This is a genomic window from Endozoicomonas sp. GU-1, assembly GCF_027366395.1.
Taxonomy (GTDB): domain Bacteria; phylum Pseudomonadota; class Gammaproteobacteria; order Pseudomonadales; family Endozoicomonadaceae; genus Endozoicomonas.
On sequence record NZ_CP114771.1, the window covers coordinates 13,206 to 28,699 of the forward strand.

General features: G+C 48.5%; 19 protein-coding genes. 16 read left to right on the plus strand and 3 right to left on the minus strand.

Translation table 11 applies throughout. The features are described 5' to 3' along the window. Nucleotides 1–239: 239 nt before the first annotated feature. A complete protein-coding gene (locus O3276_RS00040) occupies nucleotides 240–368 on the plus strand; it encodes a hypothetical protein (protein WP_269673805.1) in 129 nt (42 codons plus the stop codon). A gap of 1 nt (nucleotide 369) precedes the next feature. Here the strand turns inward: O3276_RS00040 and O3276_RS00045 are convergent, their stop codons facing one another. Then, the gene (locus O3276_RS00045; protein ID WP_269673806.1) at nucleotides 370–693 is read right to left on the minus strand and encodes a helix-turn-helix domain-containing protein; all 324 of its coding nucleotides are present in this window, start codon (nucleotides 691–693) and stop codon (nucleotides 370–372) included. A 498-nt stretch (nucleotides 694–1,191) separates the two neighbouring features. On the opposite strand from O3276_RS00045, the gene O3276_RS00050 reads away from it, so the two are divergent. From O3276_RS00050 to O3276_RS00065, 4 genes are read left to right on the plus strand one after another with little or no spacing between them, the layout of a single operon-like run. After that, complete coding sequence (locus O3276_RS00050) at nucleotides 1,192–2,094, plus strand: hypothetical protein (RefSeq protein ID WP_269673807.1); 903 nt, start codon at nucleotides 1,192–1,194, stop codon at nucleotides 2,092–2,094. Then, nucleotides 2,085–3,653 (plus strand): TnsB C-terminal domain-containing protein, encoded by a 1,569-nt coding sequence (locus O3276_RS00055; protein WP_269673808.1) that lies wholly within the window; start codon nucleotides 2,085–2,087, stop codon nucleotides 3,651–3,653. The genes O3276_RS00050 and O3276_RS00055 overlap by 10 nt, the downstream gene beginning before the upstream one ends. Further along, the gene (locus O3276_RS00060; protein ID WP_269673809.1) at nucleotides 3,653–4,780 is read left to right on the plus strand and encodes an ATP-binding protein; all 1,128 of its coding nucleotides are present in this window, start codon (nucleotides 3,653–3,655) and stop codon (nucleotides 4,778–4,780) included. The genes O3276_RS00055 and O3276_RS00060 overlap by 1 nt, the downstream gene beginning before the upstream one ends. Nucleotides 4,781–4,795: 15 nt before the next feature. After that, nucleotides 4,796–6,064 (plus strand): TniQ family protein, encoded by a 1,269-nt coding sequence (locus tag O3276_RS00065; protein WP_269673810.1) that lies wholly within the window; start codon nucleotides 4,796–4,798, stop codon nucleotides 6,062–6,064. 655 nt (nucleotides 6,065–6,719) lie between these two features. On the opposite strand, the gene O3276_RS00070 is transcribed toward O3276_RS00065, so the two are convergent. Continuing rightward, nucleotides 6,720–7,913, minus strand: a complete 1,194-nt coding sequence (locus O3276_RS00070; protein ID WP_269673811.1) for a tyrosine-type recombinase/integrase — start codon at nucleotides 7,911–7,913, stop codon at nucleotides 6,720–6,722. Then, complete coding sequence (locus O3276_RS00075; protein ID WP_269673812.1) at nucleotides 7,913–8,518, minus strand: helix-turn-helix domain-containing protein; 606 nt, start codon at nucleotides 8,516–8,518, stop codon at nucleotides 7,913–7,915. Before O3276_RS00075 ends, O3276_RS00070 begins: the two co-directional genes overlap by 1 nt. A gap of 172 nt (nucleotides 8,519–8,690) precedes the next feature. On the opposite strand from O3276_RS00075, the gene O3276_RS00080 reads away from it, so the two are divergent. From O3276_RS00080 to O3276_RS00130, 11 genes are read left to right on the plus strand one after another with little or no spacing between them, the layout of a single operon-like run. Then, complete coding sequence (locus O3276_RS00080; protein ID WP_269673813.1) at nucleotides 8,691–8,996, plus strand: helix-turn-helix transcriptional regulator; 306 nt, start codon at nucleotides 8,691–8,693, stop codon at nucleotides 8,994–8,996. Continuing rightward, a complete protein-coding gene (locus O3276_RS00085; protein WP_269673814.1) occupies nucleotides 8,996–11,689 on the plus strand; it encodes a toprim domain-containing protein in 2,694 nt (897 codons plus the stop codon). Before O3276_RS00080 ends, O3276_RS00085 begins: the two co-directional genes overlap by 1 nt. Further along, nucleotides 11,686–12,075 (plus strand): hypothetical protein, encoded by a 390-nt coding sequence (locus O3276_RS00090; protein ID WP_269673815.1) that lies wholly within the window; start codon nucleotides 11,686–11,688, stop codon nucleotides 12,073–12,075. Before O3276_RS00085 ends, O3276_RS00090 begins: the two co-directional genes overlap by 4 nt. A 16-nt stretch (nucleotides 12,076–12,091) precedes the next feature. Continuing rightward, nucleotides 12,092–12,424, plus strand: a complete 333-nt coding sequence (locus tag O3276_RS00095; RefSeq protein ID WP_269673816.1) for a hypothetical protein — start codon at nucleotides 12,092–12,094, stop codon at nucleotides 12,422–12,424. Further along, nucleotides 12,417–12,728 carry a winged helix DNA-binding protein gene (locus tag O3276_RS00100; RefSeq protein WP_269673817.1) on the plus strand — a complete coding sequence of 104 codons (312 nt, stop codon included), beginning with the start codon at nucleotides 12,417–12,419 and terminating at the stop codon, nucleotides 12,726–12,728. Before O3276_RS00095 ends, O3276_RS00100 begins: the two co-directional genes overlap by 8 nt. Nucleotides 12,729–12,738: 10 nt before the next feature. Continuing rightward, nucleotides 12,739–13,260, plus strand: coding sequence for a DUF7673 family protein (locus O3276_RS00105; RefSeq protein WP_269673818.1), 522 nt, complete (start codon nucleotides 12,739–12,741; stop codon nucleotides 13,258–13,260). Next, the gene (locus O3276_RS00110; protein WP_269673819.1) at nucleotides 13,260–13,547 is read left to right on the plus strand and encodes a hypothetical protein; all 288 of its coding nucleotides are present in this window, start codon (nucleotides 13,260–13,262) and stop codon (nucleotides 13,545–13,547) included. Before O3276_RS00105 ends, O3276_RS00110 begins: the two co-directional genes overlap by 1 nt. Continuing rightward, entirely contained in the window at nucleotides 13,544–13,693 is a 150-nt protein-coding gene (locus O3276_RS00115; RefSeq protein WP_269673820.1) for a hypothetical protein, read from the plus strand. The genes O3276_RS00110 and O3276_RS00115 overlap by 4 nt, the downstream gene beginning before the upstream one ends. After that, on the plus strand, nucleotides 13,690–14,583 hold the full coding sequence (locus O3276_RS00120) for a hypothetical protein (RefSeq protein WP_269673821.1): 894 nt from the start codon (nucleotides 13,690–13,692) through the stop codon (nucleotides 14,581–14,583). Before O3276_RS00115 ends, O3276_RS00120 begins: the two co-directional genes overlap by 4 nt. Beyond that, on the plus strand, nucleotides 14,580–14,741 hold the full coding sequence (locus tag O3276_RS00125; protein WP_269673822.1) for a hypothetical protein: 162 nt from the start codon (nucleotides 14,580–14,582) through the stop codon (nucleotides 14,739–14,741). The genes O3276_RS00120 and O3276_RS00125 overlap by 4 nt, the downstream gene beginning before the upstream one ends. Further along, nucleotides 14,738–15,493, plus strand: coding sequence for a hypothetical protein (locus O3276_RS00130; protein WP_269673823.1), 756 nt, complete (start codon nucleotides 14,738–14,740; stop codon nucleotides 15,491–15,493). The genes O3276_RS00125 and O3276_RS00130 overlap by 4 nt, the downstream gene beginning before the upstream one ends. Nucleotide 15,494 lies beyond the last annotated feature (1 nt).

Genomic DNA, 15,494 nt, shown 5'->3' on the forward strand with positions numbered 1-15,494 from the left:
TCAATCATTGTCGTCGAGTCAGTCATGGGTACGGCTATTCAGAAAAATGTCAGGCAATTCAGTGCTTCTTATTTGATAAAAAAGGTATCAGAATGCTTCGACAGCATTCCAGATCATCGTCCAAATAAATGCGTGATACCCTTTCCTAATTTTCTGAAATCTGCTTTTGCGATGATGCATCAAAAGTTTCTGTGTAGCCTTGCAAATATTTTGGCGATAAACCAAATGCGGTGCATGTAATGCTGGCGGGTAACTCCAGCCGCTCCAAGTGGGTGTCAGACTTCTTCGGTTTAGATTTTGATGAGATCATTGAGCGCGAGGGAAGTGAAGAAGCGAATGCTCGCTATACCCGGATGGTAGTAATCTGACCTAATGTTTCTTTTCCCTGTCTTTCAATATCTGCTCAATATTTGGATCTATACGATTCATGTCTTCCAGCTCAGTACCTTCAAAAAGTGATTGTGGTGAAATTCTCAATGTGTTGCAGATCAGCCAGATCGTTCCAAGGGTTGGATTCCCTTCATTGAGAATTTTGAACAGCTGTTGAGGAGTTATGAGTAGCAGCCTGGCTAGTTCTGACTGAGTCATAAATGAGTCGGGTCTTTCTGTTGAGGGTGTTTTTTTTAATGCTGAAATGAGGTTGCTACGAACGGTTTTGATGAACCTGCTCTTGCCTGGCTGGTCAATATTCATAGAGAGTCTATACTTTCAGTATAAAAGCTGAAAGTTGTACTTATTAAAGGTATTAGATCTGTTTACCTAACATTTACACTTTAGGTAGGGCTCACTGTTTTTATATACAGTTAATATTTAACTTGCTGTTTTTATTGCTAAAAAAATTATCTGTATGGGCTATTAGCCCATAATAACACCTGCTTGATTTTAAAGTCAAACTTCTGTTTTGAGAAAAGGCGGTTGAGATGATTAAAAAAATTGTGAAATCTGAAAAATAGGATAACAAAATTAAAAAATAGGAGTCTGCGTTGCTATCAGATGAAGAAGTGCTGTTGTATTGCAAGTCGAGAAGGTGTGACTGAATCCGGGTTGGCGATGGTAGCGCTTATTCTGTCTTCCGATCCTGCCCGAACTGTTAAAAGCAACGCTTACACCACATCTGGACGATTTGTAAGCCATAAGAATGGAATGATCATCCAGTTTGAGAGTCTTCACGTTGAGCTGTCGTATTTGCTGTTGGCTGAAATTAATCCTGACATCACTCTCTTCAGGTGCCAGCCTCGTAAATTTAAAATCAAGGCTCCTGATAAAAATGGAGTGTTGAGACCAATTGACTACACCCCCGATTTTTTTGTGATCAGTAAAGACTTTATTGGTTTCATTCAGTGCAAGGACTCTGATGAAACAATTATTAAGCTTAGTCAAAAGCATCCGGGACGTTATCAGCTGGAAGATGGCGACTGGATGTATCCTGCCATTGATGAAGTTCTTGAAGGCACTGGTCTTGGTCATAAGTTCTTCATCAGGAACCGTGAGAAAACTATTAGAATTGATAACGCCTGTCATGTTGCTGATTTTATGAGAGGACGATCATCAGCGGTTGATGAGGAACGACAGGAAGCCGTGCTTAAAACTATTCGTGAGCAGCAAGTGATCTCGGTATCAGATCTTCTGGGTTATCACGATTCAGTTAAGGTTGATGACATTTTATGGATGGTTGGGCAGGGACGATTGCTTGCAGATTTGGATAACGAGCGTTTATCAAGGCCAGCTAAGTGCCATTTGTTTGCTTCTGATGAGGTGAAAAGAAGTTTCATTAACAAGCAAAGGTCGATGGTTGCTTCTGACCTGTTGTTTTCGAATGTCCATGAAATAAAAGTTGGTAACCAATACCGTCATGGTGATAGCTATTGGAAGGTGCTGTCTCTTGATGCCCCCAGCAACTCTGTCATGGTTGAAGTGATTACTGGTAATGATCAGCCTCGTATTGACCACTATTCATATAGCAATTTTACCCATCAGGTGAAGACCGGAGCCCTGCGCCAGGTATACGAGGCCGATCAGGCGAGCGTTCACCGTCAATACTTAAGGGGGTATTCTCCCAGACAATTACCAAAGCTAATCAGCGTATGGAGGTAATTGTTCAGTTAGAAGAAAAAAGTATGCGACCAGGAGAGGCGGCAGCTTTCATGGGGGTAAGTCGTGAAACTGTACGTAATTACCATAGACGCTATAAAAAGGCACAGATAAGGTTCGGTTGTGGTTATTACGGCCTGTTGGATGATGATGCTGGCAAGGGTAATCGATCGAAGAGGTTTTCTGAGCAGACTGAGGAGCTAATTGAAAAGTATATTGAGACCGAATTCAAAACGCCCACGGTTAAAAATATCAGTGATGTCCATGCGAGCTTTGATGCTGAGTGTGCGGAGTTAGGTATTGGTACTGTTTGTCTGGAAACATTCAGGAAGAGAATTCTTGCTCATCAATCGCATAAATTAGCACTGCCTCGTCATGGTTCAAAAGCTGCCAATAATTTGCGGCCGGGTCTGGATCCCTCAATTGATACTTCTGATCCTCATGGTGAGCGGGCATATCAGAGAGCTCATACTGATCATACGTTGATTGACCTGTCTACTTTGAGAGTTCTGAGTGCTGAAGAGGCTAGAGAGCATATCAAAGCAAAGAAAAAAAATGTGAATCGAATCTGGCTTACAATGATGATTGATGCCTATAGCCGCGCACCACTTGGAGTTTATTTGTCTTTTGATAACCCGTCACGAGCCAGTTTGATGATGGTGGTTAGAGATTGTGTACGACGTAACGGGCGGCTTCCTGAAGAGCTGGTAGTGGATGGTGGGGCTGAGTTTAAAAGTGTGTACTTCCAGAAACTTTGTGCCCGATATAGTGTCACGATCATAGATCGCACAGGTAAGGCGAAAGTCGGTTCGTTGATTGAGCGGATGTTCGGCACTCTTAATACCTCTTTTTTTTATAAAATGGAGGGCAATACACAGAATACCAGAAATATTCGCCAGATGAGCAAAGAGGTTAATCCTTACCGGTTGGCACTTTGGAATATCAAGAGGCTTAAAGAAGCGCTCGAGAGTTTTCTTTTTCAGCTCTATATAAACCAAACTCATAGTGCCATGGGGATTTCTCCAGCCACGGCTCTAAGTGAGAGTATTGAAAAACATGGTGTCAGAGATGTCAGGAATATTGAATACAGTGAGGAATTCCTGGCGTTGACACTCATTGAAGACAGTCAGCTGATGCGAAAAATTCTGGTTAGCAGAGGGGTGAAATTTAATAACAAGCTCTTTTCGCATAAGAAGCTTAATGATCCCAAGTGGGTTGGGAAGAGAGTCCCAATCCGTTATGACCCAATGGATAATAGTTATATCGCTGTTCTTCTAGGGGCAGAGTGGGTTCTTGCCCGTCGACGTGAATATGAAGATAAATATCATGATGTTTTTTCTCGTGAAGAGATCAGTGCTGCACGTTTCTTTCAGACGAAATCTGCAAATGATGTTGTCGAAAGTCATCAGGCAGCCCAGTCCCTCGTGAATAGCAAAGAGGCTCAGTTGAGGGAGGAGGTGGAGCGTGAGGCTGAGGTTGTTGTTCAGACTGAATTAAAACCCTCAAAAGGGTTGTTCAATAAGAAGATGGATCCATCAAGCCATAAACCGGAGAAATTCTAATGGCAAAGAAAGCTGCTTTATCACCTAAGTGTGCTGTCCCTGAAAGTATTCTTGCCAGCGATTCGCAGAGCAGGAAAGGCTACTTCAAAACGGAGGGTATTGTCACTCATCCGCGTTTGACGGAGGTGTCAGAAGCGTTGGACCTGGCTTTGGCGTCTGAAGCAAATCAGATCATCCTTATCCCAGGTGCTACCGGGGTCGGTAAATCAATGGTGCATCACAGGAAGTATGAAAAGCTGGAAGCTCATTATGCAACGACACTGGAGGAGAATTGCCCGGAAATACCGGTATTGTATGAAGAAGTGAGAAGTCCTCGCAGTAAGAAGTTCGAGTGGGGCGCTTTTGCCAGATCGATTCTGATTCAGTGTGTCGATATTGGTATGACCAGACGGAATTTGATGCTGAGTGACAGCTCAAGATTTCCCATTAAAGAAATGCAGAAAGTACTTGCCCGTAAAAACTCGGAGCAGGAGTTGATGAGCGCGATGGAGGAGGCGATTGAGTCTCGCCAGGTGCGCTATTTGTTTGTAGATGAGGCGCACCATTTTCTCCTGAGTTGTAGGGATGAGTACCTCATGAATCTCTATATGGAAACCCTGAAGTCCATCTCCAACAAGGGGGAGCTCAAGCTGGTTATGGATGGGAATTATGAATTATTGAGGTTTCTGGAAGGAAGTGGGCAGCTGGCCAGACGAACCAAAGTCATTAATTTCTCACCTTACCTTGCCAGTTCAAGTGGCGATATTGAAGCTTTTGAAGAAGCATTCCTTTCTTTGTTTGCTTTTTATCCGGCGAAATTATCCGACGGTGTTATGGGTAGGCTGGAAGATCTGTTTGTTGGTTCCTGTGGTTGCGTGGGCATATTGAAACAGTGGATGGAGAGAGCGCTCAACCGTGCGCTTAACGACAATAGAGATTATGTCAGCTGGAAAGATTTTGAAGCAGAGCGCTTGGAGCCAATAGCGCTTAAGCGCATTGCCAAAGATATCAGGGCGGGTGAGGCCTTGATTAATTCGGTAAGTATGGATGAGGTCTGGAGTATTCTGATGGGGGAGCCTGAAAAAGAATCGAAATCTGGCTCGACAAAGCCTGGTGAGCGCAAGCCCGGCAGGGATAAGGTAGCGTAAGGAGGTACGTACTTCATGAAGGTTTCGAGTAGTCGTTTAATTCCAGTCAAAGGGATTTCACCAGGAGCGCTTTTGGTAGAGGCGCTGAGTAGTCTGATAAACCGGATTTCCTTGAAGAACTTCTGTAGTCCAAGGTTTTTCATCGACTATGTGGTAAATCCTGAAGCTGGTTTTGGGGCTGCCCGAAATTCGTTATTTTCCAAAGATGGGCTTTCGGTGCTGAATAGTTATCGGAATCATGCCAAAAAGTACGGTGAGGCTCTGTCGAGACTTACTGGTATGAAAGGCCTGGAACAACATACGATGATGCCGTTCAAGGGGCTGTTTGATTCAATGGGTAAAGGAGTTATCCGGCAGGAAAAACATTGGTGCCCTGAGTGTTATCTGGATGCTATACGACAATCAACGCCTGTTTATGATCCGCTGGTTTTTTCCCTTATGGAAGTGAAAAGCTGTCCTGTTCATCAGTTGAGGCTCGTAAGTAAATGCCCGGATTGTGGTGCCACCCAGCAGGCGCTTCCTTCATCGAGAAGGGTTGGCTGGTGTACTCAGTGCGGTGGTTTTCTCGGTTATATGGGAGGTGAGGCCAGAGAGGTGACTGCCAGGGAACAATATTTTTATGACCTTTTTGAGTGCCGTCATCAATTGTTGGAGATTGATGTCAGTCAGGAATTTAAGAATGGGGTGATGATGGTTGTTAATCGTTCCGGTTGCGGTGCTGTGACAAAGTTGACCGAAGCCGTTTGCTTCTCTGATAGAACGATTTCGCAATGGGTGTCTGGTCGTTATCGACCAACGCTTACCAGCTTTCTTGATTTTTGCCTGGCAGTGAATGTTTTGCCGTCACAGTTATTGGTGAATCATCAGGATATTGCACCGCAGCTGACAGAGGCCAGATTAACTGTTCGAAAAGTGTTTAACTCGTCACTGGAGATGGAGGAGATTGAAAAACGACTACTGACCTATGCTTTATCAGAAAAAATTACTCCATTGCCGGAAATTGCCAGCAAGCTGAAGGTGGGTGTTAGTTTTCTTTCTTATCGCTATCCTGAATTGGCTCGTGCTGTGGTGCAAAAGAATCAGGGGTTGCGAAAGTTAGAGAGTGATAACCGATACCATCAATTTACTGACCAGATATCGAAGATCATCGTAGATCTCGAGAAGGAAGGAGTTGTGCCCAGTTATAACAAAGTCAGGTGTCGTATGGTTGAGTATCACGGATTTCGGTACAAAGATTTCACTCGATTATGGGGGCAGGCCATGAAGGAGTGGCAAGCCAGCTAGGAGGCTGTCCGAGAATAGACTGCCCTACTGCGGTGGCAGCAAATTGGTCTAAAAAGTCGGAAATTTTTAGCAAATAGAACCACTATTCACTAAAAATTTCCGACTTTTTATCCTCAATTTTCTGCCATCCTCGCTACGGGCGCTATTCTCGGTCAGCCTCCTAGGCTCATATCTCTCCTCTGAGCGTTTCTTTTCACCTTCCTCAATTTTTTTAAAAAAATCTCATCAAGCATTCATATTTGAGTGCTTTTTTTGTGCGCCTAAAATCTGCATTACTATCTCAGGGTAAAATTCACCACGGAAAAACCATCATAAATATCGTGAAAGTTCCCAGCATAAAGTTTGGGAAAGTGCAGGTATGAGAAGATGAAAGTTCAAGCGAACCAACAAATAGTTACCGAAAGTTCAAGAAATCAGGAATGAGATCTGGTGGTTACCACCACAAAGACAAAAAAAGAGAGAGTTTAGCTAGAAGTCACACAAAGGAAGGAATAAAACATCAAGCATTGGTACCAGTGGTCGGACTCGAACCGACACGCCTGCAAAGGCAACGGATTTTGAAGACTTTGTCTATTCGGTCAAAAGCCTTGATTCTATTGGATTTATAAATTTCCGATCTTAAAAGTGACACCTTTGTGACACTTTCCGCTAAGAATCAAATCAAATTATTCAGATGATCTGCCGCTTTCTGCTGTTTGGTTTTTCGTGAGTCCCGATAGGATAGGGTGGTCGCCAGATCGTCATGGTCTGCGAGCTGTTGCACAGTTTGTGGATCAGCATCGTCATTCAGCAACTTGGTAATCATGGTGGCCCGGAAGCCATGATGGAGTGGTTTCAGCTTTGGCAGGTTGCACTCTTCGCACAGTTCACCGAACAGTTTTGAAATATCACCCCGAAAACGATACCAGGGAAGCCCGTTGCCTTTGTCCAAAAAATACTTCTCTTTCTTGTCACGGCTGGCCAGGTCTTCTTTCAGAAATTCCATCAGCTTTGGGCTGATCGGTTTGATGGGCCACTTCTTCTTTTTGTTCTCCCAACCCAAGTCCGGATTACTCTTGATATGGATCGTTCCCCGCTCCAGATTGATGTTCTCCAGCTTCAACGACCACAACGCCCCAAGACGCATCAGGGAATAGGTGGCCAGCCACCACACGCGCATGGCGTTTTTCATCTGCTGCATTTCCCGCCGATCACCTTCAGCCACTGCGGTTTCCATTCGCTGTTCGATACGGTTGCGAATCTTCAGCAAGTCTTCCGGTTCATAGGTGTCCATATCCTTCTTTTCAGTCTTGGGCTTTTTCAGCTTCTGAAGTTTGTCGATGATGTCCATGTCATAGGCCCAGTTCAGAAATACCTGCAACTGCCGGGCAAACTTGTTGCGGGTAGACGCGGCCATGAAGGTTCCTGGCTGTTTGCCCCGTTGCTTTTTCAGGTGATTCAGAAAGGTGTCATAATGCAGTCGGCCAAACTCTTTCAGGGGGTGATTGCCGCAGGCCTCAACGTAAAGGGTTATGGTTCGCTTGTAATCCTTGATGGTGATATCAGAGTTATCGGTGCTCACTGATTCTAGCCACTGATCACCCGCCCGCTGGGCTGTCCAGTTCTTTCGGTCCTTTCGTTCCTTGCGCTGAATCTCTTTCTGTTTCTCCTGGTCACGTAGCAGATCGCGCTGAACTTCTTTGTATTGATCAATCAGTTTTTGATAGCGTTTCTCTTCTGACATATGACTGAGCGACGACACAGAACACAGGGTACGACGAATACCCCGCCGACCCTTTTGCCAGCCGCCTTCTGGTGGAAACTCGCCCACCCACTTATCACCCCGTTTTGAGAACAGCTTTCTACTCATTACCGGGCACCAAACCACGCAGGCATGCCAATGTATTCAATATCAGTCTGATCAACTTCAAAGGGGAGGTAGTTCTGATTGGCTGTGGTAACACTGACCTTACCGGTGATGGGGTTCACCTGAAGAAAACGCAGGTAAAGTTGTTCCTGACCTTTAATTCTAATCAAACCCATACCATCCCCTGCAGGTCGAGCCGTATTAATAATCAGATATGAATCTTTATGGATAACGGGTGCCATGCAGTCACTGGTTTCGTGATACATCACCGCTTTGTCCACTGGCACGCCCAGCACATTCACCAGATAATTTCGGTCAAACAGAAACGGAGGTTTACCAGACCAGCCAATAAAGTTAATCGAGATATAACCAGACCCACTCCCGCCATCGTCAGGAGTGCCTTCACCATTCACCAGCCAGTTCAACGACACACCACCCGCCTGGGCGATGGACTGAATCGTTTGAATGCTGGGGTTGTCCAGTGACCCGCGAACCAGACGGGATTGCTGGGGCTGAGACACACCGGACAACTCTTTCAGCTTCCCGGACCCGCCAACCTTGCGCTGGATGTATTCGACCCGTTCACCAAGCGTATTCATATCAAGCATTTGGATGCACCACTCATTCTTACAAGAAAAAAAAATTCAAATATGTATTGACTTAATCTTATCTGTCGATAACATTCTTTTCTGAAATATTTATTCATATTTGTAAGAATATTACCGATTTATACAAAATATGCACGCACGAAAAGTCTATACCTTAACGGCAGGAATGAAAATGAATAAAGCGGACTTATCTGAATTACTTTCGTCGCTTCTGCAAAAGCTGACGGAATCTGATGGGGTGGATATTCGACATGATCAGCTATACAGCCGCAAGGAGTTGATGAACCTGCTGGGGATTTCCCGTTTCACACTAGACAGAGTTCTGGACAGTGGCGAATTTCCCAAACCCATCAAAGTCGCCGGCCAGGATCGCTGGCCATCATCCGTCATCAACCGCCATATCCGCCAGAACAACGCCCAGTTGAAAGAAGATCAAGAACTGATGTCGCAGGCTCGCAAAGCTCTGGAGGCGAACTGATGGTCTGGGACAGGGATAAAGAAATCCTTGACGCCCTGATGAACGACCACTCGTTCGGGTTCAAGGACAAAGGCAAGGTACTCAATCAGGGCAAGTGTCCCAACTGTGGACGTAAATCGGTATGGGTACCCAAAGATAAGCCCGGTCGCGTTCAGTGTGACCATGAAACCTCATGCAAGCCGTTTCACTACAGTGTCACCACCAAAGAACTCTATCCAGAGCTGTTTGAAAACTATGCCGAAAAGCATCCAGCCACAGAGGAAGATCCAAAGGCAACAGCCAGAGTCTATCTGAATGACCGTGGTTTCAATTCCGCCATCATTGCTGAGTGGTACGAGCAGGGCTACTTCCCGTTAAAAGGTGGCGAAGTCGCACCCACCGTTCGCATCAACCTGTGGGATGGGTTCTACTGGGAACGCATCATCGACAAAAAGCACGTCGCCCAGGCTGGCCGTAAAAACTCCTACAAAAAAGGCATTCAGTATTCTGGCAAACACTGGGAGCCCAAAGGCTTCATGCTGGAAGACGATGACGAGTGCATCATCACCGAAGGCATCTTCAACGCCTGGGTATTCCTGCATCAAGATCGCAAGGCCGTAGCGTCCCTCAGCTCTGGCAACTTTCCCGCACAACTGGTGGAGAGCAACCGGCGCAGGGGGATTACCTGGATACTGGCCTACGACAATGACACCGCAGGCCTGAAGCATATGCGGGAGTACATCGAGCACCTCGACAAAATGGGCGAGCAATGGAAAGTCATGCTCACCAGGAACAGTAAACAGGATTGGAATGATGAATTTCAGGCTGACCGTATCGATGATAAATACCTGAACGATGCCCTCTGGCGTGGCTGTGTCTCCATGGCCAAGAGTGCCCGGGAAAAAGCATTCTGGCTCTGGGCGAGAAGCTCACAGAGTCGGATCAAGGTTGAACACTACCATGCGCTCTACAGCTTCAAGGCCGACGAAAAGGCCAGCAAAGAAGTCAGTGAAGTGCTGGGCATCGATGGCACTGGTCTGGACTTTCTGTGGATCAACAATGACTACCAGGAAGTCAAGGACGCTCAGGCGGCCTTTAATGGCAAATTGTCCGGTGGCCGTATCAGCAACTGCGTGCCCCGTTTCCTCTACATCGAGCGCGACCCACTCACCGAAGAGCAGGACTACTTCTTTGATGTCACGTTCCGCAATGGCAATCCCAAGCGCCTGATCGCCCTGGACGGTTCCAGCCTGGAATCAGCCAGCAGCCTGAACAAAGCCCTATTGGGTAAAACCTCTGGCGGCACCTTCGATGGTGATGCCAACGACATCAAGAACCTGAAAGAAGAGTGGTTCGACCACAGAACCACGGAGATTACCCGCCTGCGTTTTGTCGGTTACGACAAAGCCAGCAAAACATGGGTGTATCCGGAGTTTGGTTTTCACGGTGGCAGGTTTATCGAACAAAACGACATGGGCTATCTGAGCGCAGGTCAGAACAAAGTCAAAACCAAGGTGGCCAGCAACCAGGTAAAGATGATTCATCGGGAGCAACACGATGAAGGCTGGATCAACCTTTACGAAAAAACCTTTGGTCATATCGGCCTGATTGTCATGGCCTGGTGGTTGTGCACCCTGTTTGCCGAGCATATCCGGGAGAAATACCAGGACTGGCCATTCCTGGAACTCACCGGCGAACCGGGCACCGGTAAAACCACGTTATTGAAGTTCCTCTGGCGCTGCGTTGGCCGGATCGATGGCTATGAAGGTTTCGACCCAGCGAAATCCTCCGTGGCTGGCCGCTCCAGAACACTGGAACGATACAGCGCACTGCCCACTGTGGTGATTGAAGCCGACCGCGCCGACAAGCCTGGAGCCAAAAAGAGTTTCGACTTCAACGAGTTCAAGGACTTCTTTAATGGCGGGATCATCCGCACCACCGGTGTAAAGAATGGCGGCAACGAAACCGTTGAGCCTCCTTACCGTGGCGGTGTGCTGATTGCCCAGAATGCCAGCGTAGACAGCGACGACGATGCAGTAATGGAGCGTATTGTTCACTGCCACTCCACCAAGGCGCACCACACCCACAACTCAAAAGAATATGCACGCCACATGGCGTCTATGAAAACCGAAGATGTGTGTGGCTGGCTGCACAAGGCGCTCACCAGTGAAAAGCAGTTCCTGGAAACCTTTGACCAGCAACTGACAACGATCCTGGACAACTATCACCAGCGCAAGGAAGTAGTGCGGGAACGGATCATCGAAAACCACGCCAAGATTGCCGCCGGTGTCTGGTGCCTGCAGATCCTGTTCCCCAGGCACATGACCACAGAGAAGTGCAAAAGCCTGCAAGATGCCCTGTGGACCATGGCGGTAGAGCGTGAACGTCGCATCAAGGCAGACAGCCCTCTGGTGGAAATGTTCTGGGAATACTACGAAGACCTGAACGTCATGGAGTACGAAGACCATGAATCCCGGGAGTTTGTCACCGCAGAACGGTTAAACCATTCCCGTACTGAAGACGTGATTGCCATCAACCTGGTGGAGTTTGAAAAGATGGCCAGCAAGCACGGCCTGCGCATTCCCATGGCGGACCTTAAAAAGCAGCTGCCTAACTGCCACTCCCGCCCGTTCATGGAAAGAAAGAACGTCAATAGTCAGATAACGGGCAAGAGCAAAAGCTGCTGGGTATTCCGCAGGGAGGCCGGCAAATGATCCAGAGCCAGCATCTTATTACGCACACGCACACGTTAGAGCCTGCGTTTTCGGAACATCTTACAGGGGATCGGAAAAAGCGAATAAAGCGAACCTCTACCACAGAAATTCCTGTTAAGCCTTTAAAAACAGGGGGATACAGAGAAATAGAAAAGCGAATAAATAACGAATATTGGGGTAATACATTAGCTAATCAAAAAATCGGTAAAAGTGAATATTTGAAAAGTAAAAAAGTGAATAAAAACAATGATGTGCGTTTTCATGTTCGCTCATATTCGCTTTTGAAGCGAATCTCTGTAAGCCAGTCATATCAAGGCCTGTGGGGACGTTTTGCAAGCAGGTTCGCGATATTCGCTTTTTCCGACCAACCGTATCCATTTCTGTGATTGACCAGGGCAAGACATGACCAGTTACAACATCACCAAAGAGCAGCGGGAACACTGCGAAAACGAGCGCCGAGACAGCCTGGCCCGTTACCTCATCCACTGCAAACCGGAGCGTCAGCAGTCGTTTTTGAAAACCCTGAAGAGTGATGGGCTGCGGGAAGACCTGCGGGAACGCATGAAAGATCAGCTGGCACTGGAGATCTCGCTGATGGACGACAACATGCGCAAGCTGCGACTGGCCCGATTCTTCCAGCGTTGCCAGCGGAACGCCTTCAACCAGTCGTTCTTTCAGGACATCACCCGCCGGGTAAACAAACTACTGTCAGAAAAGGAAGCCGTTCATGGATAACCACACCCTGAACTACCTGGCCGACCGCTACCCGACACTGGATCTGCAAAGCCTGCGGATCCTGGCTCTGGTTGCCGAGTGGCAAGGCGCATCCATGGCCGAGATCGCCGAAGAGCTGGGCACCACCCATCAGCATGTTCAGTTTCATGTGTCGATGCTGGGCAGGGGCAAGCTGGGGCGGGAGCGTCACGGACTGAATCTGTTGAACGTTGAATATGACGTGTTCGATAAACGTCGCAGGAACCTGAAGCTCACCCAGGCGGGGGAGCGGGTAATCAAGGCAATCAAGCCTTTAATCAACTGAGGGAAACACCATGAAAAACACCAATCAAACCATCGGTGCAATGAATCCGGAAGTCAGCCCCGAAGCTCTGGACGCCATTGCTGAAGCCCTGCAGGAATCACGACTGACCATGGCTGACTACGCCCGGGCAACAGAAGACCTTTACCACTGTGCCATCCAGGGCACCGGCACCAGTAGGGCAGCGGCACAGCTGTTGCTCAGTGCCTACAACGGCAGCAACTGGCAGCTGGACATCACCGACCTGTGCCTGTTGCACGGCAACCTGAAAAAACAGGCCCTGATCTTTATCGAGTGTCGGTTAACCCTGGGAGAAGAACCCCATCGGGTGCTGGGCAGTGGTGACAAGAAATTTTTTGCCCTGGCACGCCAGTGGCGACGCTACCACATCCGCAACCGCTGGAAGCAAATCTGCTGGGAATGCGCCGGTTCGGGCAAGGCTTTTGTGAATCCCGACGATGATAACGACGACAGAACCAAAACCTGCCCGGAGTGCGGGGGTGAAGGCCTGCTGGCAGAAGTGGAGTCTTTCTGATGGATTTCGAGGCATTCAAGCGCACACCGCAAAGTCGCCAGAAAGACCATGACGACATTGCCCGGCAAATTGAAGCGTTTCTTGAAGCGGGTGGCGAGATCCGGTTGATACCTGCCGGGTTGGGTAAAGACTCCCCGGTCGCCCGTGCGTTCAGGATCAAGTCGGAGAAAACGAGGGCAACCCGGAAGCCATTGCCCAAAACAAAAACAGCCAGGGCGGCCACCCTGGCTGAGATACCAACCTTTGTCACTCTCTACCCGAGAACCCCAAAAGGAGCGAAATCGTGAGCAACTTTCAAGAAGCCGTCTTCCTGAAATACCAGCGTCAGTATCGTATTAAGCATACCAGAAAGGCCCGCCGGTTGTCCGGAGTCCTGGTCAGCCTGGCATTAGGGCTGGTTACTGTCTCTCACCTGGTGGGAGGGCTGGCATGAAACTGAGCGAGCTGTCTTTTGAAGGCGTCGCTCTGCTGGCAACCGGGGCGGTTCTCGCCCTGGTCTCCACCGGGGCACTGGTCAAACTGCTGACCAGCTTGCCGTTGAATGGTTTGGAAACTGCACTCTCTGTGCTGGCGGGTATCGGGCTGCAAAGCGGTCTTTACCTGCTGGCCCGCCAGGGTGATCTGTTCTCCAGATTGATCACCACCATTTTGTTGCTGGTCTCGGTGCTGGCCTCCACTGCCTTTGTGGAAATGGCCTGGCAACGGCATCAGCACCAGATCAGCCTGAACCACCAACAACAGCAGGCCGGATCGGAACAGGCACAACTGCTGCGCCAGCAACTGACCACGGTGCAACAGGAGATTGACCTGCGGATGTCCGTGGCCGGTCGTGATACGGCTGGCAACTTCACCACCCGGGGCTTGCAACAGCTGGACAACCTGGCCCCACTGCGCAACCAGGCCAGCGAACTGGCGGCGCAATTGCAGGCACTGAATCACCATGATGCGACCACCGGAGCGGATAGCGGCAGTGTGCAGGCGTTGCTCAGTGGTTCACACCGGTTCGCCCGTCTCGGATTGTTTGCCGTGATCGCCCTGTTGATCGATGTGGTGGCGCTCTGTTGCTTTTCCCGGTTGGGACAGCTGCATCGCTTGGTGAATCAGGGTGGATCACTGCCTGTGCCAACTGCACCGAACGAACAAACCACGCCAGTGGAACGGATCAAACATCGGGTACTGCGTGGCGATCTGGGGGCACAACCCAGCCAGCGGCAATTGATCGATGAAGTGAAAACCGCGTTCCGGGAACTGTCCGACGATGGGCAGCTGATCAAGAACGGCCAGTATTTTGAACTGCGCATCGATGCCAGGGGGATGGGATGAACATCAACGAGCAGGCAAGGCTTTCCATCAACCTGGAACTGGAAACCCTGCAACAACAAGAAAGGCTCACGCCAGCACAACATCGACGGAAAGTGGCGCTGTTGGTCTGGCTGGGGGAATTGAAAGACTTGATTGACCATGTGGAGAAAAAGCAATGAGCGTAACCAAACTCACCAGTAACCAATCAGCCTGGTTTGAGAATGCCAGCGAAGCCGAAAGAAAGGCATTCATGAGTAAAGGCCCTGTGGAATTTGCTACCTACTGCAATATCGAAAACGGCTCCATGTCTTATGCACCCACTGTTCGTGGCATACGGGTTGGTAATCGGATGGAAGACAGTGACAAGGTTCTGGAAGTTGCAGAAGCCTTTTTTCAGAAATTACAAACGGAATCTTTACCTGTGCTGGATGAACGTGCCCTGGGTATTGATGGCGAATGTCTTAAACAGGCAGAGCTTTGTTATGACAAGGATCTGAGAATTGAAAACGTGCTCCACCTGGGTTCACTGCTGTCAACCGATGCTTTTGAGGGGCGTCATTTTGACGGGGCGATGGAGGCGTTTATCGATACGCTGATCGACCCTGATTTGAACCTTGAGCCATCTATGCAGCCTCTGCGGACTGATCTGGATGATGAAGAGCTTGACGACTACGGCGCAGGAAACTGCATCGCAGAACACTTGCTGCACAAGAACATTCAGGGCTTCGCTTTGCAGGCTCGTCGCCCGGTATTCACCTGGCACTCTGAAACATCAAAAGGCTTCAGCTGGGGGTGGACTCGGTCAGCCTGGGTTTACGGTGAATCTTTTGAAGAAGCATTTGTGAACGCAGTCGCCTGGGCAGATCGGATGGAAGAGTTCGAGAAAAACAAATTTCTGGAATCACAAAAAACAGCTAAAGCTGGGAATTAAT